The 19077-nt window shown below is 70.8% G+C and carries 16 protein-coding genes; 6 read left to right on the top strand and 10 right to left on the bottom strand.

The features are described 5' to 3' along the window. Positions 1–28: 28 nt before the first annotated feature. Positions 29–2080, bottom strand: coding sequence for a transketolase (gene tkt, locus A9977_RS30645; RefSeq protein WP_183028576.1), 2052 nt, complete (start codon positions 2078–2080; stop codon positions 29–31). 116 nt (positions 2081–2196) lie between these two features. Here tkt and A9977_RS30640 point away from each other — a divergent pair, with 116 nt between their 5' ends. Next, positions 2197–2589: an S-adenosylmethionine decarboxylase family protein gene (locus A9977_RS30640; RefSeq protein WP_183028575.1), complete on the top strand. Its 393-nt coding sequence runs from the start codon at positions 2197–2199 to the stop codon at positions 2587–2589. An 11-nt stretch (positions 2590–2600) separates the two neighbouring features. Then, the gene (gene murU / locus A9977_RS30635; RefSeq protein WP_183028731.1) at positions 2601–3296 is read left to right on the top strand and encodes an N-acetylmuramate alpha-1-phosphate uridylyltransferase MurU; all 696 of its coding nucleotides are present in this window, start codon (positions 2601–2603) and stop codon (positions 3294–3296) included. Positions 3297–3315: 19 nt separating this feature from the next. On the opposite strand, the gene A9977_RS30630 is transcribed toward murU, so the two are convergent. Then, positions 3316–5358 carry a hypothetical protein gene (locus A9977_RS30630; protein WP_183028574.1) on the bottom strand — a complete coding sequence of 681 codons (2043 nt, stop codon included), beginning with the start codon at positions 5356–5358 and terminating at the stop codon, positions 3316–3318. Positions 5359–5489: 131 nt separating this feature from the next. Between A9977_RS30630 and A9977_RS30625 the strand changes: the two genes are divergently transcribed. Then, complete coding sequence (locus tag A9977_RS30625; RefSeq protein WP_183028573.1) at positions 5490–6878, top strand: aminopeptidase P N-terminal domain-containing protein; 1389 nt, start codon at positions 5490–5492, stop codon at positions 6876–6878. A 3-nt stretch (positions 6879–6881) separates the two neighbouring features. Here the strand turns inward: A9977_RS30625 and A9977_RS30620 are convergent, their stop codons facing one another. The 3 genes from A9977_RS30620 to A9977_RS30610 form a co-directional block, all read right to left on the bottom strand. Further along, entirely contained in the window at positions 6882–7928 is a 1047-nt protein-coding gene (locus tag A9977_RS30620; protein ID WP_183028572.1) for an AraC family transcriptional regulator, read from the bottom strand. Between the two features lie 133 nt (positions 7929–8061). Beyond that, positions 8062–9018 (bottom strand): PDR/VanB family oxidoreductase, encoded by a 957-nt coding sequence (locus A9977_RS34720; protein WP_183028571.1) that lies wholly within the window; start codon positions 9016–9018, stop codon positions 8062–8064. After that, positions 9015–10217: an aromatic ring-hydroxylating dioxygenase subunit alpha gene (locus tag A9977_RS30610; protein WP_183028570.1), complete on the bottom strand. Its 1203-nt coding sequence runs from the start codon at positions 10215–10217 to the stop codon at positions 9015–9017. The genes A9977_RS34720 and A9977_RS30610 overlap by 4 nt, the downstream gene beginning before the upstream one ends. A gap of 246 nt (positions 10218–10463) precedes the next feature. On the opposite strand from A9977_RS30610, the gene A9977_RS30605 reads away from it, so the two are divergent. Continuing rightward, positions 10464–11477, top strand: coding sequence for an ABC transporter substrate-binding protein (locus tag A9977_RS30605; protein WP_259652218.1), 1014 nt, complete (start codon positions 10464–10466; stop codon positions 11475–11477). Next, positions 11474–13048: a carboxylesterase family protein gene (locus A9977_RS30600; RefSeq protein WP_183028569.1), complete on the top strand. Its 1575-nt coding sequence runs from the start codon at positions 11474–11476 to the stop codon at positions 13046–13048. The genes A9977_RS30605 and A9977_RS30600 overlap by 4 nt, the downstream gene beginning before the upstream one ends. A gap of 19 nt (positions 13049–13067) precedes the next feature. Here the strand turns inward: A9977_RS30600 and A9977_RS30595 are convergent, their stop codons facing one another. The 4 genes from A9977_RS30595 to A9977_RS30580 form a co-directional block, all read right to left on the bottom strand. Next, positions 13068–13709, bottom strand: a complete 642-nt coding sequence (locus A9977_RS30595; protein WP_183028568.1) for a TetR/AcrR family transcriptional regulator — start codon at positions 13707–13709, stop codon at positions 13068–13070. Positions 13710–13791: 82 nt separating this feature from the next. Continuing rightward, a complete protein-coding gene (locus A9977_RS30590) occupies positions 13792–15069 on the bottom strand; it encodes a flavin-dependent oxidoreductase (RefSeq protein WP_183028567.1) in 1278 nt (425 codons plus the stop codon). 33 nt (positions 15070–15102) lie between these two features. Continuing rightward, complete coding sequence (locus A9977_RS30585; RefSeq protein ID WP_183028566.1) at positions 15103–16095, bottom strand: tripartite tricarboxylate transporter substrate binding protein; 993 nt, start codon at positions 16093–16095, stop codon at positions 15103–15105. 40 nt (positions 16096–16135) lie between these two features. Next, positions 16136–16612 (bottom strand): DUF3237 domain-containing protein, encoded by a 477-nt coding sequence (locus A9977_RS30580; protein WP_183028565.1) that lies wholly within the window; start codon positions 16610–16612, stop codon positions 16136–16138. Positions 16613–16717: 105 nt separating this feature from the next. On the opposite strand from A9977_RS30580, the gene A9977_RS30575 reads away from it, so the two are divergent. Further along, the gene (locus tag A9977_RS30575) at positions 16718–17488 is read left to right on the top strand and encodes a helix-turn-helix transcriptional regulator (RefSeq protein ID WP_183028564.1); all 771 of its coding nucleotides are present in this window, start codon (positions 16718–16720) and stop codon (positions 17486–17488) included. A 10-nt stretch (positions 17489–17498) separates the two neighbouring features. On the opposite strand, the gene A9977_RS30570 is transcribed toward A9977_RS30575, so the two are convergent. Continuing rightward, positions 17499–19076: an FAD-dependent oxidoreductase gene (locus tag A9977_RS30570; protein WP_183028563.1), complete on the bottom strand. Its 1578-nt coding sequence runs from the start codon at positions 19074–19076 to the stop codon at positions 17499–17501. Between the last annotated feature and the right edge of the window lies 1 nt (position 19077).

Here is a 19077-nt window from a genome sequence, read left to right as displayed (position 1 = left end):
CTAAGGTTGAAAAACTGATGCGGAAAACTCAGCGCGCGAGCGCGGCTTCGACCGTGGCGGCCACGTTTTCCGGCGTGAACCCGAAATGCTTGAACAGCACGCCCGCGGGGGCCGACTCGCCGTAGGTGTCGATGCCGACCACGGCCGCGACGCCGTACTTCCACCAGCCGTCGGTGGAACCCATCTCGACGGCGATGCGCGGCAGGCCCTTGGGCAGCACGCTCTTCTTGTAGGCCACGTCCTGGCGGTCGAAGGTGGTGGTCGAGGGCATCGACACCACGCGCACGGCGATCTTCTTCGCGGCCAGCAGCTCCTGCGCCTTGAGCGCCAGCTGCACTTCGGAGCCGGTGGCGATGATCACGGCCTTGACCTTCTTGCTCTTCAGGCCGACGCGCTCGGGCTCGGCCAGCACGTAGGCGCCCTTGCTGATGTCGCTGAGGTCGGCCTTGGGCGAATAGGGCAGGTTCTGGCGCGACAGCAGCAGCGCGGTCGGGCGGGTGGCGTTCTGCAGCGCGACGGCCCAGGCCACGGTGGTCTCGGCGGTGTCGCCCGGACGCCAGACGTCGAGGTTCGGGATCAGGCGCAGCGAGGCTGCGTGTTCGATCGACTGGTGCGTCGGGCCGTCTTCGCCCAGGCCGATGGAGTCGTGGGTGAACACGTGGATCACGCGCTGCTTCATCAGCGCGGCCATGCGGATCGCGTTGCGGCTGTAGTCGCTGAAGGTCAGGAAGGTGCCACCGTAGGGGATGAAGCCGCCATGCAGCGCCACGCCGTTCATGATGGCCGCCATGCCGAATTCGCGCACGCCGTAGTTGATGTGGCGGCCCAGCAGGCCGTCGGGGAACTGCTCGTTGCCCTCGCTGCGCACCACGTTGCCCTGCTCGTCGAAGCGCAGGTTGGGCGTGCTCTTGGTGTTGGTCAGGTTCGAACCGGTCAGGTCGGCGCTGCCGCCCAGCAGTTCGGGCAGCGCGGCGGTGAAGGCTTCCAGCGCGAGCTGCGAGGCCTTGCGGCTGGCGACGGTCTCGCCCTTGGTGTGGGCCGCCACCACCGCGTCGAAGGCGGTCTGGTGGAAGCTCTTGGGCAGCTCGCCCTTCATGCGGCGCGTGAATTCGGCGGCCAGGTCGGGGAAGGCGGCGGTGTAGGCAGCGAAGCGCTCGTTCCAGGCGGCTTCGGTCTTGGCGCCGGCGGCCTTGGCATCCCACTCGGCGTACACGGCCTCGGGCAGTTCGAACGGAGCGTGCGCCCACTGCAGCGCGCTGCGCGTGAGGCCGATTTCCTCGGCGCCCAGCGGCTCGCCGTGCGCCTTGGCGGTGTTGGCGCGGTTCGGGCTGCCCTTGCCGATGTGGGTCTTGCAGATCACCAGCGTGGGCTTGTCACCCGACTGCTTGGCTTCGGCGATGGCCTTGGACACGGCGGCGGCGTCATGGCCGTCGACCGGGCCCAGCACGTTCCAGCCGTAGGCCTTGAAACGCTCGGCGGTGTTGTCGATGAACCAGGGCTTGACCGGGCCGTCGATGCTGATGCCGTTGTCGTCGTACAGCGCGATCAGCTTGCCCAGCTTCCAGGCGCCGGCCAGGGCCGCCGCTTCGTGGCTGATGCCTTCCATCAGGCAGCCGTCGCCCAGGAAGGCGTAGGTGTGGTGGTCGACGATGGCGTGGCTGGGGCGGTTGAATTCCGCGGCCAGCAGCTTCTCGGCCAGCGCGAAGCCCACGGCATTGGTGATGCCCTGGCCCAGCGGGCCGGTGGTGGTCTCGACGCCCGGCGTCACGCCGACTTCGGGGTGGCCGGCGGTCTTGCTGTGCAGCTGGCGGAATTTCTTGAGCTCGTCGACCGGCAGGTCGTAGCCCGTGAGGTGCAGCACCGCGTAGATCAGCATCGACGCGTGGCCGTTGGACAGCACGAAGCGGTCGCGGTCGGGCCAGTGCGGGTTGACCGGGTTGTGACGCAGGTGGTCGCCCCAGAGTGCGACCGCCATGTCGGCCATGCCCATCGGGGCGCCCGGATGGCCCGAGTTCGCGAGTTGAACGGCATCCATTGCCAGCGCGCGGATCGCGTTGGCCATCAAGGCTTGGTTGGCCATCAGTGAGGCTTTCTGGGGGTGTGGTGTTGGGGAGAACCCGCAATTTTAGCGGGCGGGGATGAGGGGGTCGTGTCCGGGGCCTGCATGCCCCGGCCCGCTGCTAGAGTCGCAGGCCTATGCAAGGGCTGCACCTCACCGCCGATCTCCACGACTGCCGCTGCGCCGCACCGTGGCTCACCGATGCGCCGCTGCTGGGCGAACGCTGCGCCCGCGCGGTGCGCGAGGCCGGCCTGCAGGCCGTGGGCCAGCTGGTCCATGCCTTTCCCGCCACCGCCGAAGGGCCTGGCGGCGTCACGGCCACGGTGCTGCTGGCCGAATCGCACCTGTGCGTCCACACCTGGCCCGAACGGCGCGGCGCGACCCTCGACGTCTACGTGTGCAACTTCGGTGCCGACCACTCGGCCAAGGCCCAGGCGCTGATGGACACGCTGCTGGCGCTGTTCGAGCCGCAACGCGTGGAGCGCCATGCGCTGGTGCGCGGCGCGGGGCCCGAGGTGGCGCGCGCATGAGCACCCGCGCCATGGTGCTGGCCGCCGGCCGCGGCGAACGCATGCGGCCGCTGACCGACCACACGCCCAAGCCGCTGCTCACGGTGCATGGCAAGCCGCTGATGCAGTGGCCCATGGACGCGCTGGCGGCCGGCGGCTTCAGCTCGCTGGTGGTCAACACGGCCTGGCTGGGCGAGCAGATCGAGGCCCGCTTCGGCGACGGCCACGCCGCGGGGCGTTCCATCGCCTACTCGCACGAGGGCCGCGACTTCGGCGACGCGCTGGAGACGGCCGGCGGCATCGTGCGCGCGCTGCCGCTGCTGGGCGAGGTGTTCTGGGTGGTGGCGGGCGACATCCACGCGCCGGACTTCGCCTTCACGCAGGCCGCGGTCGATCGCTTCGTCGCCAGCGGCAAGCTGGCCCACCTGTGGCTGGTGCCGAACCCGGCCCACAACCCCAGGGGCGACTTCGGCATCTCGGCCGAGGGCCTGGCGCTCGACGAGGCGCCCGAACGCCTGACCTTCTCCACCTTCGCGCTCTACCGCGCGGCCTTCTTCGCGCCGCCGCTGTGCGCCATCGCGCCCGGCAACCCGCAAGGCGAGCGCGCCGCGCTCGCGCCGCTGCTGCGCGGCGCCATGAAAAAGGCCCAGGTGAGCGCGGAACGCTACCTGGGCCGGTGGACCGATGTGGGCACCCCCGAGCGGCTGGCGGCGCTGAACGCCACCTGAGCCGCAGGGGCTTCCCTGGTCAGGGGATGTTCGAGCCGCCCACCTGGAAGGGCTTGCCCGGCAGCGCGTAGCTGCCGCCGAATTCGGCGTCGCCGCCCAGGGTCGGGCAGCCGTTGGGCGGCTGGCAGGTCCAGTCGGAGCGCTGGTTGGTCCAGAAGATCACCGGCCCGTAGCGGTAGTTGCTCATCTTCTTGCCGCCGAAGTCGGCCACCGACACCACATAGGACTCGGTGCCGTGGTTCTCGGCGTCCTCGCTCGCGATCGGGTCGACCAGGCGGGTGTCGCTGAGCGTCTTTCGCACGCTGGCGCTGTTGAAGTCGCCGGCGAACTGCACCCACTCGAGGCGGCGGTCGCCGCGCGAGGTGACGATCACCTCCCGGTCGTAGCCCTGGGTGTAGATGGTGCGGGTGTTCGCGTTGCCGTGCGGCTTGACGTAGGCGATGTGGGTCGGGTTGCGGCCCACGCTCACGCCGCCGCGGCGCACGATCTCCGAGGCCGCGCCACCGCTCGAGGCACGCAGGTAGTTGCCCAGGTCGTAGATGTGCAGCTGGCCTTCCTGCGTCGCGATGAAGGCGCGGGCCGCACCGTTGAGGCGCACGTTGACGGCCGTCGGCTTGGCCGCGAAGTCCTCGGTCTTGATCAGCACCGGCTTCTGGGCCGGGGCGGCGTCGAAGGTGTAGGGCCACTGGCTGGCACCGGCGCCGCGGCCGGCGACCATGGCGTTGAAGTCGCTCTGCGAGCCGTTGAAGTACTTCTCGCGGTAGAAGTTGAACAGCGGGCGCAGGTCGATGAAGGCCGCGCGCTGCTCCGACTTGGACACCACCACCGCCACGCCGGCGGTGGCCGAAGCGCTGGCGTTGTAGCCGTTGTAGAAGCTGCGGCGGATCGACTCGTCGCTCAGGGGCAGCGCCCAGTAGTTGCTCAGGTCGCCGTTGGCGGTGTGCACGCGGTAGCCCTCGAACTCCATGCCCGTCGACGACGAGATCTCGGTCGGGGCGCGCAGCGCGTCGGGCAGGTCCACATAGCCCAGCACCTTCATGTAGCTGATGTTGCCGAGGTTGGGCAGGCCGGGGAAGACGCCTTTCCACTCACCCCAGTTGTCGTACCAGCCGCCCGGGTTGTCGGGCGAACAGCCGGCGCACAGGCCGGCCAGCGCGATCACCGCGATCTGGCCGCGCGGGCGCGCGGGCTGGCTCGTGTCCCAGACGGTCACCAGCGCGAATTCGCCGCCCGGCGTGACCGAGACGGCCGTCGGCACCTTGTTCGCGGCCAGCTGGACCGTGGTCTTGTTGCTGGCGGTGTTGCTGCCGGCGGTGCCGATCAGGCCGTTCTGGAACACCATCAGGCTGGTGGTGCACCAGCCGGTGCGGTAGCAGCGCCCGACGGCCACCGGGTCGCGCGCGGACTGGCCGTAGCTCTGCGCATTGAGGTCGTTGGTGCCGCTGTTCGCGGTGCCCGTGGTCCAGCTCGATTCGGGCTTCTGCGCGAAGGTGTTGTGGCCCATGCTGATGGACTGCAGCGTGGCCACGCCGACGCTCTGGGCCGGGGTGTCGGCCACATAGGCCGCGTGCAGGATGCTCGACGAGTAGTCGCCCGGGTCCGAGACCAGCGGGCCGCCGACCTGCCAGGTGCCGCAGTAGCCGCCCTGCGCCGCGGGCACGCAGCCCCGGTTGCCGTTGGGCTGGCGGATGGAGATCGGGTCGTAGGACTGGTCGGCGCGATCGCTGAGCGTGGGCCGGCCGCCATTGCCCGAGGTGCCGTAGGCGACCGGGTCCGGGCCGTAGCGGTAGGACAGGCCGGCCGCCTTGCTCATCTGGGCCGCCATGGCCATGTAGGCCGCCGGCACGACGTTGCGCGCGCTGTCGACGATGTCGTCCTGGGCCGGGGTGCTGCCGAGCGATCCGCCGGCGCTGCCGCTGCCGGCACCCGCACCGGCGTTGACGTCGCCGGAACCAACGCCCGCATTGCCGCCGCCCGCCGACGAACCACCGCCTCCGCCCCCTCCACATGCAGCCAGCGCTGCAATCAAGACCGCAAAAGCGGCACTTTTTACTACATTCACAGGTGAGTTCCTCTGATTGACAGGCTTGCAATCTTGCGGCTGCGATGACTTTGTGGCAATGAGGCTTTCAAACCTTTTCTGAAAGCGGTTTCCATGCCACAAGGGGTGTTACAAACGTATAGCATCGTGAGATGATGACCTTCAGTCCTCCCTATGCAGAGCGCCGTGCGCGCCTGGCCGCCCAGCTTGGAAGCACGGGCATCGCGGTGATCCCGACGGCGCCCGAACGGTCGCGAAATCGCGACAGCGACTTTCTCTACCGTCACGACAGCTACTTCTATTACCTGACGGGTTTCACCGAGCCCAATGCCTGGCTGGTGCTCGACGGCAGCGGCCACAGCACGCTGTTCTGCGCGCCCAAGGACCTGGAACGCGAGATCTGGGACGGCCACCGGCTCGGCCCCGAGGCCGCGCCCGAGGCCCTGGGCGTGGACGAGGCCTTCTCGGTGTCCGAGCTCGACGCCCGGCTGCCGCGCCTGCTGGAGAACCGGTCCGCGGTCTGGTACCCCTTCGCCACCCACAAGGGCCTGGAGTCGCGCATCGACGGCTGGCTTTCTTCCGTGCGCGCGCGCGTGCGCTTCGGCGCGCTGTGCCCCGAGACGCAGCGCGACCTCTGCGGCCCGCTCGACGAGATGCGGCTGGTCAAGGACGCCCACGAGATCGACATCCTGCGGCGCGCCGGCCGGATCAGCGCGCGAGCCCACGTGCGCGCGATGCAGACCTCGGCCCGCATGCTGCGCGAGGGCCGCGACCTGCGCGAGTACCACCTCGACGCCGAGCTGATGCACGAGTTCCGCATGGGCGGTTCGCAGTACCCGGCCTACGCCTCGATCGTGGCCGCCGGCGCCAACGCCTGCGTGCTGCACTACCACGCCGATGCGGCGCCGGTGCGCGCCGGCGAGCTGGTGCTGATCGATGCGGGCTGCGAGCTCGACGGCTATGCCAGCGACATCACGCGCACCTTCCCCGCCAACGGCAAGTTCAGCGGACCGCAGCGCACGCTCTACGACATCGTGCTGCAGAGCCAGTACGCCGCGGTGGCCGCGACCAAGGCCGGCAACCGCTTCACCGATCCGCACGACGCCGCGGTCAAGGTGCTGGCGCAAGGCATGCTCGACGTGGGCCTGCTCGACGCCAACAAGGTCGGCAGCCTGGAGGACGTGATCGAGCAGCGCGCCTACTTCCCCTTCTACATGCACCGCACCGGCCACTGGATGGGCATGGACGTGCACGACTGCGGCAGCTACGTCGAGCCCACGCAGGCCGGCGAAGTGAGCGAGCGCAAAGACCCGCTGTCGGGCGAGACGGTGAAGAACCGCCCGAGCCGCATCCTGCGGCCCGGCATGGTGCTGACCATCGAACCCGGCATCTACGTGCGGCCGGGCGAGGGCGTGCCCGAGCAGTTCCACCACATCGGCATCCGCATCGAGGACGACGCGATCGTCACCGCCGACGGCTGCGAGCTGCTCACGCGCGACGTGCCGGTGGACGGCGACGAGATCGAAGCGCTGATGCGTTGAGCCTCAGCGCAGCGCGGCCTGCACCGGCAGAAGCCCCGCGTCGCGCCCGCCGCGCGCGCTCGATTCGGCCCGCGTGAACTCGAGCGGCGAACAGCCGTAGCGCAGGCGGAACACCCGGCCGAAGTGGGCGGGGTCGGAGAAGCCGCAGCGGTAGCCGATCTGTGCGGCATAGAGGCCGGTGACATCGGCGGTGCGCAACAGGCGCACGGCCTCGTCGAGGCGCCGGCGCTGCACCGTGGCCAGGAAGGTCGTGCCCCGGCCGGCGATGGCGAAGACCTTGTGCACATGGCGCAGCGAGACCTGAAAATGGTCGGCCATCTTCTGCGCGCTCAATGCCGGGTCGGCGTAGTTCTCGCGGATCCATTCGCACATGCGGCCATGCAGGATGCGGTCGCGCGCCGTGACCGACTGCAGATCGGGCATCACGCCCGCCTCGGAGAGCGCGAAGGACAGCATCGACATGATGTGCTGCGCCACGAGTTCCTGCTCGAACGGGCTGTGGATCTGTCCCACCTGATCGGCCTGCAGCGCGCGCAGGTAGCCCGAGAGCGCGCCCGCCCATCCGGCATGGGCCTGGAGCGGCAGCGCGGCCAGGCTGCCCGTCGGGCGCAACCAGCGCGCGATCAGCGGGCGCGACAGGCCGATGATCCACGAGTCGGTGCGCTCGACCGAGCGCAGGCGCAGCGGCTGGTCCGAATCGATGAGCACGCACTCGTCGGGCTGGACGATGGTCGAACGCCGCTGCTGCTCGCAGAGCGTGGCCCCGCCGCCGAGCTTCAGCAGCAGGTGCAGCGGATAGATGTCGGCCTCCTTCAGGCCGCTCGGCACGCTGCGATGGATGTCGACCGCACTGCCGCTGGCGCGCATCAGCGACAGCCCCGCGACCTCCATGATCGTGAGCCGCTGCGAGAAGGTCTTGCGCTCCGGGCTGTCGTAGTCGGTGTAGCCGACCTTGGCGCCGAGCTCCTCCGCCCAGAACGCGAAACGGTCGCGCTGCGGCAGCGCGGCGGTGTCGAAGTGCAGGGGGGACGCAGTGGCACGCTCGGACATGACAGGGTTCTCCTTCCGCCGGCATGCGGGCGGGCCGCAGCGAACGGCGGCCCCGGCATGCAGGTGCCGCGATGGTCGCGGAAAAACCCCGGCCGTCAATAGGGCCCGCCACGGGCCCCGTCGTCCTCCCGCGCTAGAGGTCCAGCACCAGACGTTCGCCCTTGCCCAGCGAGCAGCAGATCATCATCACCTGCCCGCCGGCCCGCTCCGATGGGCTCAGGATGCTGTCGCGGTGCTCGATCTCGCCTTCGAGCACGGCCGTCTCGCAGGCGCCGCAGATGCCCTGTTCGCACGACGAAGCCACCTCCACGCCGGCCGCGCGCAGCGTCTCGAGGATCGAGGCGCCGGCTTCCACCTTCAGTTCCAGGCCGGTGCGCGCCAGGCGCAGCATGCAGACCGTGCCGGTGGCCGGTGCCGGCGGCACGACGGCACTGAAGCGCTCCAGATGCACCTGCGAGGACGGTCGCGCGCCGCAGGCCGCTTCGAAGGCATCGAGCATCGGCGCTGGGCCGCAGCAGTACAGGTGCGCGTTCGACGGTGCCTGCTGCACGAGGCGCGCCATGTCCATCGGCCGACCGTCGCAGGCGTCGTCGAAATGCAGGTGGACCTGCGGCTCGCCGGCCAGCCGCTCCAGCAGCAGCGCATCGGCGCGCGAGCGCGCGGCGTAGTGCAGCGTCCACGGCGTGGCGCGCTGGCGCAGCGCCTGCACCATCGACCAGATCGGCGTGATGCCGATGCCGCCCGCGAACAGCACGGCCGGTGCGTCGTCCGCATGCAGCGCGAAGTGGTTGCGCGGCGCGCCGATCGCCAGCTGCGCACCGGGCGCGACCGCATCGCACAGCTGGCGCGAACCGCCGCGCCCCAGGTCGTCGCGCTTGACCGCGATCACCAGCCGCCGCGGCTGCTCGGCCAGGTGCGTGAGCAGCGAGTACTGGCGCACCAGGCCGCCGGGCAGCTCGACGTCGATGTGCGCGCCGGGCGCCACCTGCTCGAAGGGATAGGCCGGGTCCGGCTCGAGTTCGAACAGCCAGGCCTGCGCGGCCAGCTGCAGTCGACGGCCGACGCGCGCGGTGTGGGCCGGGCCGGTCACTTGGCCACGTCGCGGAAGAAATTGCCGGCTTCGACCCGCACCAGTTCCTGCGCCGGATCGAAGATCACGCCGGCCGGGTCGCGCCCCTGCTGCACCGCCTTGATCTGCTGCAGCAGGCTTCGGCGCAGCATGCCCACGCCCTTGTCGCTGGTGGCCAGGTGCTCCTCGCCGTGCAGCGTGATCGGGCCCTGGCCGACCTGGGCCTCCCAGTCGCCGGGGAAGCGCTGGCGCTCGGCCGGCGTCATCTTCGACCAGGGGCGCAGGTTGGGGCTGCGGGGCAGGGCGTTCTCCGATTCGGGGATCTTCATCGCGAAGCACAGGCGCAGGGTGGTGTCGTCCACCGGCACCACCCAGCCCACGCCCGAGGCCGCGCCGTGCCGCAGCTGCACGTTCGGCACCATGCGCACGTAGGGGAACATGGCGGCCGTCACGCGGTCGACCTCGCGGCCGTCCTCGAGCTTGCGGTAGGCGCTGTAGCGCACGCCGGTGTCGGTGTATTCCCATTGCACGTCGGGCATCACGCCCATCTCGGGCACGAACTGCACGCCGCTGAAGGAGGTGTGCAGCACCGGGATGTGGAAGGGGTCCATCACGTTCTCCCACTCCTGCAGCCAGTTGCAGGGCACCAGCTCGACATCGTCGTCGCCGCCCGCGTAGAGGCTGGAATGGGTGACGTGCAGCTTCATGCCCGGCGCCACGTCCTCCAGGATGTCCCAGCGCGGCAGCAGCGGCATCTTCTCGGGCGGGCCCATGTAGGCCCAGACGATGCCGTAGCGCTCCTGCACCGCGTACCAGGGCTGGCGGATCTTGCCGCGGTGCTCGCCGCCGTTCTTCTCGCAAGGCTGGTCCAGGCACTGGCCGTCCACGCTGAACAGCCAGCCGTGGTAGCAGCAGCGGATGCCCTCGTCCTCGATGCGGCCGAAGAACAGGTCGGTGCCGCGGTGGGCGCAGCGCGGGTACAGCAGGCCGGGGCGGCCCTTGCGGTCGCGGAACAGGATCAGGTCTTCGCCCAGGATGCGCACCCGCTCGGGCCGCTCCATGGTCACGCGCTCGGACAATCCGACGGGATGCCAGTAGCGGCGCATGAACTCGCCGCAGGGCGTGCCCGGCCCGACCTCGGTCAGCGTCGCATCGTGGGTGGCGGGCTTGCGTCCGTAGGCGGTTCCGAACAGGCGGATGGGTTGCGCGACGGCGTTCATCAGGGGGCTTCCTTCGTGGCGGCCCTGCGGGCCCGTCGCACATGGCGGTGGGCTTTCTCGAGGCATGGGCCAATAGTTTTACCGATCGGTCAAACCAAATGATATGCCGCAATGCTGGCCGCGGACAAGCAGGACTTCATCGTCGCGCATCAGGGTAATCTCCAGTTTGACCGTTCGGTTAAACCGTTTGTACAGTCGACCGGAGGATCGGCAACCGACCGGCCCAGCCGCCCCAAGGAAAACACGATGAAACGGTTTCGTTCGATGTCCGGCGCCAGACTGCTGGCCACCGCCGCCCTGCTGGCCGCGAGCGGCTGGGCCTTGGCGCAGGACAAGGTCAGCCTCGCCACCAACTGGAAGGCGCAGGCCAGCCAGGGCGGCTTCTTCCAGGCGGTGGCCGACGGCACCTACGCCAAGCACGGCCTCGAGGTCACGATCCAGCAAGGCGGGCCGCAGGTCAACAACCGGCCCATGCTGGCCGCGGGCCGCGTCGACTTCCTCATGACCGGCGGCCTGCTGACCGCATTGGAGAACACGCGCAACAAGGTGCCCACCACCGTGGTCGCGGCCTTTTTCCAGAAGGACCCGACCGCGCTCATCACGCACAAGGGCCAGTACCGCAGCTTCGCCGAGCTCAAGTCGGCCAAGACGGTCTTCATCGCCAAGAGCAACCAGTTCGGCTTCTGGCAGTGGCTCAAGGCCGAGCACGGCTTCAGCGACGAGCAGTTCCGCCCCTACACCTTCAACCTCGCGCCCTTCATGGCCGACAAGGCCTCGGTGCAGCAGGCCTTCGCCACCGCCGAGGTGCTGTACGCGGCCGAGCTGGGCGCCGAGACCGACGTGTTCCTGCTGGCCGACCACGGCTACAACACCTACGGCAACCTGATCGAGACGCGCAACGAGCTGATCAAGAGCAACCCCGCGCTGGTGCAGCGCTTCGTCGATGCGTCGATCATCGGCTGGCAGAACTTCCTGCACGGCGACCCCAAGCCCGGCCTGGAGCTGATCAAGAAGTTCAACCCCGACCTCAACGACGCCAAGCTGGCGGCCGAGCGCGCCCAGGTCCTCAAGCTGGGCCTGGTCGATTCGGGCGATGCCGCCACGCAGGGCATCGGCGCCATCGACAAGGCCCGCGTGCGCGACTTCGCCGAGCGCATGGTCAAGGCCGGCATCTACAAGCCGGGCGAGGTCAGCGCGGACCTCGCGGTCAGCGACCAGTTCGTGAACAAGAAAGTCGGCCTGAAGTCGGCCGCCAGGTGAGCCCGGGCCTGCGTGCGATCGCGGGCACGGCGCTCCTCGCGTGGAGCCTGGGCGCCGCCGCGGACGACCGGCCCCTGGTGCAGACCGCGCAGGGCGCGGTGCAGGGCACCTACCTCGACGACCACCGCACCGCCGCCTTCCTGGGCATTCCCTTCGCGCAGCCGCCGCTCGGCGCGCGCCGCTTCCAGTCCCCCGCGCCCGCCGCGGCCTGGGCGCCCGCCGTGCTCGACGCGGGCCGCTTCAAACCCGCCTGCATGCAGGACGGCAAGGTGCCGGCCGAGATCGGCATGTCGGAGGATTGCCTCTACCTCAACGTCTACCGCCCCGATGCGGCACGCACGAGCGATGCGCCGCTGCCGGTGATGGTCTTCCTGCACGGCGGCCGCTACTGGACCGGCCGCAGCTCGGAGAACCGGGTGGAACAGCTTGCGCGCGAGGGCCGGGTGATCGTGGTCACGCCGGCCTACCGGCTCAACGCCTTCGGCTTCCTCGCCACGCCGGCGCAGGCCGCTCAAGGCCATGCCAACGCGGGCCTGCAGGACCAGCGCATGGCGCTGCGCTGGGTGGCCGAGCACATCGCGCGCTTCGGCGGCGACGCCGCGCGCGTGACGCTGTTCGGCGAGAGCGCGGGTGCCGGCAGCGTGCTGCAGCAGCTGCTGGCCGAGGACGCGGCCGGCCTGTTCCAGCGCGCCATCCTGCAGTCGACCTGGCAATGGCGGCTGCCCACGCTGGCCGAGGCCACGCGCGGCACGCAGGCCCTGGCGCAGGCACAGGGCTGCCCGGCCGACGGCGAGGCGCTGCTCGACTGCCTGCGCCAGCGGCCGGCCGAGCGGCTGCTGCCGGGCCTGGCGCAGAGCCACGCCTTCCAGCCCACGGTCGACGGCCGGCAGTTGAAGGCGCAGCCGCTGCAGCTGCTGCGCGAAGGCCGCTTCCAGCGCGAGGTCGCGGTGACCCTGGGGCTCAACGCCAATGAAGGCCACTTCATGGCCATGTCGCGCACCGGCTGGAAGAAACCCGGCGAGCCGGTGTCCGATGCGGTCTACGAACAGGCGGCGCGCAGTGCCCTGCAGCCCTTCTACGCCCCGCAGCAGGTCGAGGACATGCTCTCCTGGTACGCACCGCTGCGCGCGGCCGAGGGCAACTGGCAGGCGCTGAGCCGATTGCTGGGCGACTTCTACATCGACTGCGGCAGCCAGGACGCGGCGCTGGCCCTGGTGCGCCACAGCCGGCGCCCGGTGCACGGCTACCGCTTCGCGCATGTGAGCGCGAACCATCCCAAGCCCTACCTGGGCGCCACGCACGGCGACGAGCTGGACCTGCTCTTCAGCGCGCCGGTCTACCCGCCCGGCTACCCCTTCACGCCGCAGGACCGGGCCCTGTCGCTGCGCATGATGCGCAGCTGGGCCGCGATCGCCCACGGCGGCGGTCCGGCCACGCCCGGATGGCGGCCGATGACCGCGCCCGCGCTGTCAGCCTACGTGTGGGCCGAACCGCCCGCCGCCACGCCGCATCCCTTCGCCGACGCGCACGGGGCCTGCGCGAAGTGGCGGCCCTTCCTCGACGCGCGCTGAACCGGCGCCGCGCCGCGCCTCAGGCCAGGTCGTCCTCGCTGGGCGTGAGGCCGCAGCCGTGCAGCACGAAAGCCACCACCTCGCGCACGATGCGCGCCCGGTCCAGTGGCTGGCCGGCGCGCACGCGCATCATGAAGCGCACCTGCACGTCGAAGTCGGCGTAGTGCTGCGTGACGGCCCAGATGTGCATCAGAAACAGCCAGGGATCGAGCGCGCGGATGCGGCCTTCGTCGATCCACTGCGTGAGCGTCTGGATGGCCTGGCCGGCGCGCGTGCGCGGCTGCGTGAGGATGCTGCGCAGCACTTCGGCGCCGCTGATCAGTTCGTTGGCGAACATCTTCGACAGCAGCGGCTGGTCGAAGGAGAAGGCCAGCTTGCGCTTCACGTACGAAGCCAGCACATGGGCCGGATCGCCGTCGCGCTGGCCGAAGGATTCGCGGCTCCATTCGTCCACCACCCCTTGCAGCAGTTCGACGTAGAGCGCTTCCTTGCTCTCGATGTAATAGTGCAGCTGGGCCTTGGACAGCTGGGCCCGCTCGGCGATGGATTGGGTGGTCGCGCCGCGCAGCCCGTGCAGCGCGAATTCCTGTATCGCCGCCTGCCGTATGTCTTCCTGGATCTCCGGTCGCGACCGCTTGGCTAGTTTCCGCTCGTTGACCATGGCGCTCCGTCGCAGTGTCTCACTCGCCCGATGGTAACGGCGGAAGCGAGGCCGCGGCCGGGCGCCGATGGCGCCTCGCGCTTCAGGCCGCGGGCCGCGCCACCACGCTCTTGGGGTCGAAGCCCGCCAGCTGCTTGTAGCGCAGCGCGATGGCCGCGAGTTCGGCGTGCGGCACCACCTGATCGATCTCGGTGAAGCCTCCGGGCGCGCGCTCGTGCGCCATCTGCATCACCTGCTCGGGGCCGTTCATGCGGTTGCGCAGCACGATGCCCGCGGTGCGCGGCAGGCGGTCGGCCTCGTACTCGCGCAGCGCCATCGACGGGTCCTTGAACTGCGTGAGCGCCACGGTGAGCGCGCGCGTGTCCATGATGGCCTGCGCGCTGCCGTTGGAACCGATGGGATACATCGGGTGCGCCGCATCGCCCAGCAGCGTGACGCGCCCGCGCGTCCAGCCCGGCAGCGGGTCCTTGTCGACCATCGGGAATTCGTAGATCGCCTCGGCGCCGTCGATCACCGAGGGGATGTCGATCCAGTCCCAGCGCCAGTCCTGGAAGGCATCGGCGAACACCGACTTGTCGACTTTCTTGTTCCAGTCGCTCTTGGGCGGCGTGTCGTCGTCGGTGCCGGGCACGCGCAGTTCGGCGATCCAGTTGATCAGCGAACGGCCTTCGCGCCGCAGCGGCTCGGAGATCGGGTAGCAGACGAACTTCTGGTCCTGGTGGCCGGCCATGAACATGGTGCGGCCGTCGAGGTAGGGCGCGGCCTCGGTCACGCCGCGCCACAGCAGGCGGCGCGAGAAGCGCGGCAGGTCGCCGCTCGGATAGAAGGACCGCCGCACCGCCGAGTGGATGCCGTCGGCGCCCACCAGCACGTCGGCGCTGTGCTCGCTCAAGGTGCCGTCGGCGCGGCTGCGCAGCGTGAAGACCGCGGGCTGGCCCGGCGCGTCCATCAGGCCCGAGCCGGTGCGCACGACCGATTCGAGCACCTGGCCGGTGTGGATGCGGCCGGCGCCCAGGCGCTGCACCGCGGTCTCGTAGAGCAGCATCTGGAAGGCGCCGCGGTGGATCGAGTACTGCGGCACCGGGTAGCCCGCGGCACGCCCGCGCGGCTCGTGCCAGATGCGCTGGCCGAAGCGGTTGTAGTAGGCCAGCGCGGCGGTCTCGATGCCGATCTCGCCCAGCGCGTCGCCCAGCCCCAGGGCCGTGAGCTCGGCCACCGCGTGCGGCAGCAGGTTGATGCCCACGCCCAGCGGGCGGATGGTCTCGGAGGCCTCGAAGACCTCGGCCTCGATGCCTTCGCGCTGCAGCGCGAGCGCCAGCGTGAGTCCGCCGATGCCGGCGCCGATGATGGCCACTTTCATGATGCTGTCTCCTGGTTGTCGTTCGGCGGCGGCTCAGTCGGCCTTGAAGCCGGTGGCCGCCACGGCCTTGCCCCACACCTGCGTGTCGTCGGCGATGACCTTGGCGAATTCTGCCGCGCTCGTGCCCGTGGCGCGGAAGCCCGCGTCCAGCATCTTCTGCCTTCCCTCGGTCGATTGCACGGCCTTGACGATGTCCGCATTGAGCTTGCGCACGATTTCGGGCGGCGTCTTCGCCGGCGCCACGATGCCGAACCAGGCGGTGAAGGCCAGGTTCGGGTAGCCCTGCTCCTTGATGGTCGGCACCTCGGGCAGCGAGGGGCTGCGCGTGGCGCCGGTGCTGCCCAGCGCGACCAGCTTGCCCGCCTTCACGGTGGAGGCCGCCAGGCCCACGGTGGCGAACACGCCGGACACGTCGCCGCCATAGAGCCCGCCCAGCGCATCGGCCGTGTTGCGGTAGTGCACCGGCTCGGGCTTCTGGCCGATCGCGTCGCCGAACATGTAGGCGCCGAAATGGCCCGGCGTGCCGGCGCCGAAGGTGGCCATGAACAGGCCCTTCTGCTGCTTGCTCCAGTCGACGAACTCGCGCACGTTCTTCGCCGGCACTTTCTGCGGATTGACCAGCAGCACGAAGTCGGAGGTGACCACCTGACTCACCGGCGCGAAGTCCTTGACCGGGTCGTAGGGCAGGCGGTTGTAGCTGCTGGGCGCGATGCTCAGCTGGCCGGTCTCGCCCAGCATCAGCGTGTAGCCGTCGGGCGCGGCGCGCGCGGCCTCGCTGGCCGCGATCAGCCCGCCGGCGCCCGGCTTGTTGTCGACCACCACGCCCAGGTTGCCCCAGCCCTCGGACAGCTTCTGCGCCAGCAGCCGCGCCACGATGTCGGGCCCGGTGCCGGCCGGGAAGCCGACGATGATGCGCACCGGCTTGTCGGGGTAGGCGCCCTGGGCCGCGGCGGACAGGGCGGCGCAGGCGACGAAGGCGGCGGCCACGGCCAGGGCCGCACGGCGGTGCGAAGGGAAGAGGGTCATGACGGTCTCCGGGTGTTTTGGGGGAAAAGCGCGGGCCGGCTCAGGCCACGCTGAAGAACTGCATCTCGACGCGGTCGGGGCGCCGCACGCCGCTGCCGATGAACAGCCGCTCGTTGATCCAGCCCAGCGCCACCGAGGCGGTCTCGAAGCGCGGCGCGCAGCGGAAGTAGATTTCGGCCGGGTCGACCGGCTCGCCGCGCGCCAGCCGCGCCATGGCCTCGGGCGCGCCGCAGCGCAGCGCGGTGTTCTGCACGTAGATCCAGTCGCCGGCATCGGTCTCGAGCGTGTAGCGCGCGTCGAGGTCGGTCATGCCGCTGGCGGTCATGAGTTGGAAGTCGGCCCCGCCCGGCGCCACGCGCGCCTGCCAGCCATGGCCCTCGGCCGAGCCGCCGGTGATCGGGATCAGTCGGCGCCGGCCGCGCGGCGTGACGCCCACGTCCTGGGGCGCGCCGACCTCCACGCGCAGGGTGGCGAAATGTTCGAGCAGGGGCGGGGCGAGGAGGGGGTTCAAGGACATCCGGCTAGCGTAATTCCGGGTGGCCGGGCGGTCTGTCATCCCGGAAGATGACAGCATGCGCGCCGCTCCCGCTTTCCTTCCATCGCCCCCTGGGCAGGCGCGGCCATGAGAAGCTGGCAGGCGGCCCCCGCGAGCGACCGGCGCACCCAGGTGCTGGGCGAACTGATCGGCCATCTCGGCAGCCCCGGCTTCGGCCCGGCCGTGCTCGACGGACTGCAGGAGCTGGTGCCCGCGGCTTCGTGGTCGGTCTACCGGCTGGGCGAGCGGCCGGCGCTGTTCCTTTCGGCCGCCCGCGGCGTGCCCGACACCACGCGCGACTGCTGGCGCGCCTACCTCAGCGGCCCGCACCGCGCCGACCGCAGCTTCGCCCAGGCCTCGAGCGCCACCGACCATGCGCCGCTGCTGTGCCACCTGACGGCCGAAGAGGCGCCGGCCGAGCACCGCGCCAAGGTCTACGAGGCGCACGGCATGGCCGAACGCGTGTCGGTCGCGCAGACGCAGGACGACGGCGGCGTGTTCGCCATCAACTTCTACCGCCACGGCCACCAGAGCGCCTTCAGCGACGCCGCGCTCGACAGCTTCGGCGCGCTGGCGCCGGCGCTGCTCGCGCTGGTGCGCAAGCACATGGCGCTGTCGCAGCCGGTGGCCGAGGCCCACGCGCACGACCTGGAAGCGCGGCTGCGCAGCCTGTGCCCGGCGCTGACCGAGCGCGAACGCGCGGTGTGCATCCGGCTGCTGCAGGGCATGACCCAGGACGGCATCGCGAGCGACCTCGGCCTGGCGCTGCCGACCGTCAAGACCTACCGCAACCGCGCCTTCGCCCGGCTGGGCATCCACTTCCGCAACGAGCTGTTCGCGCGCGTGCTGTCGGCCTGAAGGCCCGGGCTCAGGCGCTGCCCGCCAGGTGGCCGCGGGTGAAGGCCTCCTCGAAGATCGAGTAGCCCGACCAGTCGGCATGCGCGAAGGACAGCCGGCCCGCGACCACCACGCCGTCGGTGCCCAATTGCGCCAGCAGCCCCGGCGTGGGGATCGCCATCGCATGGCCGTAGCGCGTGATGTCGATGCGCGTGGCGCGCTCGGCGAGGTCCGGGTGCGGCACCGAGAGCTCGGCGATGAGCTCGTCGCGCCAGGCGCCCCAGGGCTTGTCCAGCAGCTGCCGGCGCCCGTCGGCACCGTCGAAAGCGCTGGGGCCCAGCGGGCGGTACCAGCTCAGCACGGTGGCGCGCGGCGTGGGGTCCAGCGCCTGGTGGCGCGCGTCGACGTAGCCCAGCCCGCGGCTGCCGTAGACCACGTTGTCCCAGCTGGGTGCGGCGCCGGCATGGTCGGCCAGCGGGCTGTCGATGTGCACGTTGGCCACCAGCCAGGGCGCATGGCGCAGGTGCGCGGCCGCGTGGCGCAGCACGGCGGGCGGGTTCTCGACCACGCGCGCCGCGATGAACACCGGCAGCGCGACGATGCAGCGCTCGGCCTGCCAGCGCACGCGCGACATCGTGGCCGCATCGAAGACGTCGACCTCGACGCCGTCGCGCGCCTGCGCGATGCGCGTGACCACATGGCCGGTGCACAGGCGCTCGCCCAGCGGCGCGGCCAGGCGCTGCGTCAACCAGCCGTTGCCTTCGGGCCAGGTCAGCACCGCGTCGCGCTCGGCGTTGTCGTCGCCCGGCGCATGGAAGCCGTGCCGGCTCGCGAAGTAGTGCAGGCCGGCCCAGGCCGACACCTGCGCGAGGCCCGCGCCGTAGTCGTCGCGGCAGCAGTACTCCAGGTACCAGCGCAGGTGCGGATCGTCCAGGCCCTCGGCATCGAGCCAGGGGCCGAAGGCGACGGCATCGAGCGCCAGCCGCTGCGGCGCGGCCGCGGCGCGCCAGGCCGGGATCGAGAAGCGCATCGCCTGCCGCACTTCGTCGACCCGGCGCGAGAAGCGCTGGTACTGCGCCAGCGTGGTGGCGCCCACGCCCTGCACCGGCAGCAGGCCGTCGTGCCACTCGCCCTGGAAGAAGAGCCGCTCCTGCGGGCTGTGGCACAGGTGGCGTTCGTCGTATTCCCAGCGGCCCGCGACGCGCCGCCGCAGGCCCAGCTCCTCGAGCAGGTCCTGCACCTCGTGCGCCTCGTCGCCGGGCACCGGCAGGTAGTGCGCGCCCAGCGGGCAGGCGATGCCCTGCACCCGGCCGCCGCGGCTGTTGCCGCCGGCCTGGTCCTCGAGTTCGAGCAGCACGAAGTCCTCGATGCCGCGCGCCCGCAGCGCCCGCGCCGCCGCCAGGCCGGCCACGCCGCCGCCCGCGATCACGACCTGCGTGCGCCGCAGCACCGGCGGCACGCCACCCGGCGCCGCGCCGTCACGCAGCGCATGCCCGCGCGCCACATCGATGCCGGTGAAGCCGCCCGCGATGGCGTGCGGCGCATCGCAGCCCGCCAGTGCGAGCGCGCCCGCGCCGAGGGCGCTGCCGATGAATGCGCGCCGCTGCATC

It is taken from the genome of Variovorax sp. UMC13 (assembly GCF_014170375.1).
Lineage (GTDB): Bacteria > Pseudomonadota > Gammaproteobacteria > Burkholderiales > Burkholderiaceae_C > Variovorax.
Note: the sequence above shows the minus strand (reverse complement) of the source record. Positions and strands in the feature narration are given on the sequence as shown.

Bases quoted from the DNA above. Each gene is read 5' to 3' on its own strand.
- tkt (WP_183028576.1), bottom strand. From the start codon at position 2,080: ATGGCCAACCAAGCCTTGATGGCCAACGCGATCCGCGCGCTGGCAATG.
- A9977_RS30640 (WP_183028575.1), top strand. From the start codon at position 2,197: ATGCAAGGGCTGCACCTCACCGCCGATCTCCACGACTGCCGCTGCGCC.
- murU (WP_183028731.1), top strand. From the start codon at position 2,601: ATGGTGCTGGCCGCCGGCCGCGGCGAACGCATGCGGCCGCTGACCGAC.
- A9977_RS30625 (WP_183028573.1), top strand. From the start codon at position 5,490: ATGATGACCTTCAGTCCTCCCTATGCAGAGCGCCGTGCGCGCCTGGCC.
- A9977_RS30620 (WP_183028572.1), bottom strand. From the start codon at position 7,928: ATGTCCGAGCGTGCCACTGCGTCCCCCCTGCACTTCGACACCGCCGCG.
- A9977_RS30610 (WP_183028570.1), bottom strand. From the start codon at position 10,217: ATGAACGCCGTCGCGCAACCCATCCGCCTGTTCGGAACCGCCTACGGA.
- A9977_RS30605 (WP_259652218.1), top strand. From the start codon at position 10,464: ATGAAACGGTTTCGTTCGATGTCCGGCGCCAGACTGCTGGCCACCGCC.
- A9977_RS30595 (WP_183028568.1), bottom strand. From the start codon at position 13,709: ATGGTCAACGAGCGGAAACTAGCCAAGCGGTCGCGACCGGAGATCCAG.
- A9977_RS30590 (WP_183028567.1), bottom strand. From the start codon at position 15,069: ATGAAAGTGGCCATCATCGGCGCCGGCATCGGCGGACTCACGCTGGCG.
- A9977_RS30585 (WP_183028566.1), bottom strand. From the start codon at position 16,095: ATGACCCTCTTCCCTTCGCACCGCCGTGCGGCCCTGGCCGTGGCCGCC.
- A9977_RS30580 (WP_183028565.1), bottom strand. From the start codon at position 16,612: ATGTCCTTGAACCCCCTCCTCGCCCCGCCCCTGCTCGAACATTTCGCC.
- A9977_RS30575 (WP_183028564.1), top strand. From the start codon at position 16,718: ATGAGAAGCTGGCAGGCGGCCCCCGCGAGCGACCGGCGCACCCAGGTG.
- A9977_RS30570 (WP_183028563.1), bottom strand. From the start codon at position 19,076: ATGCAGCGGCGCGCATTCATCGGCAGCGCCCTCGGCGCGGGCGCGCTC.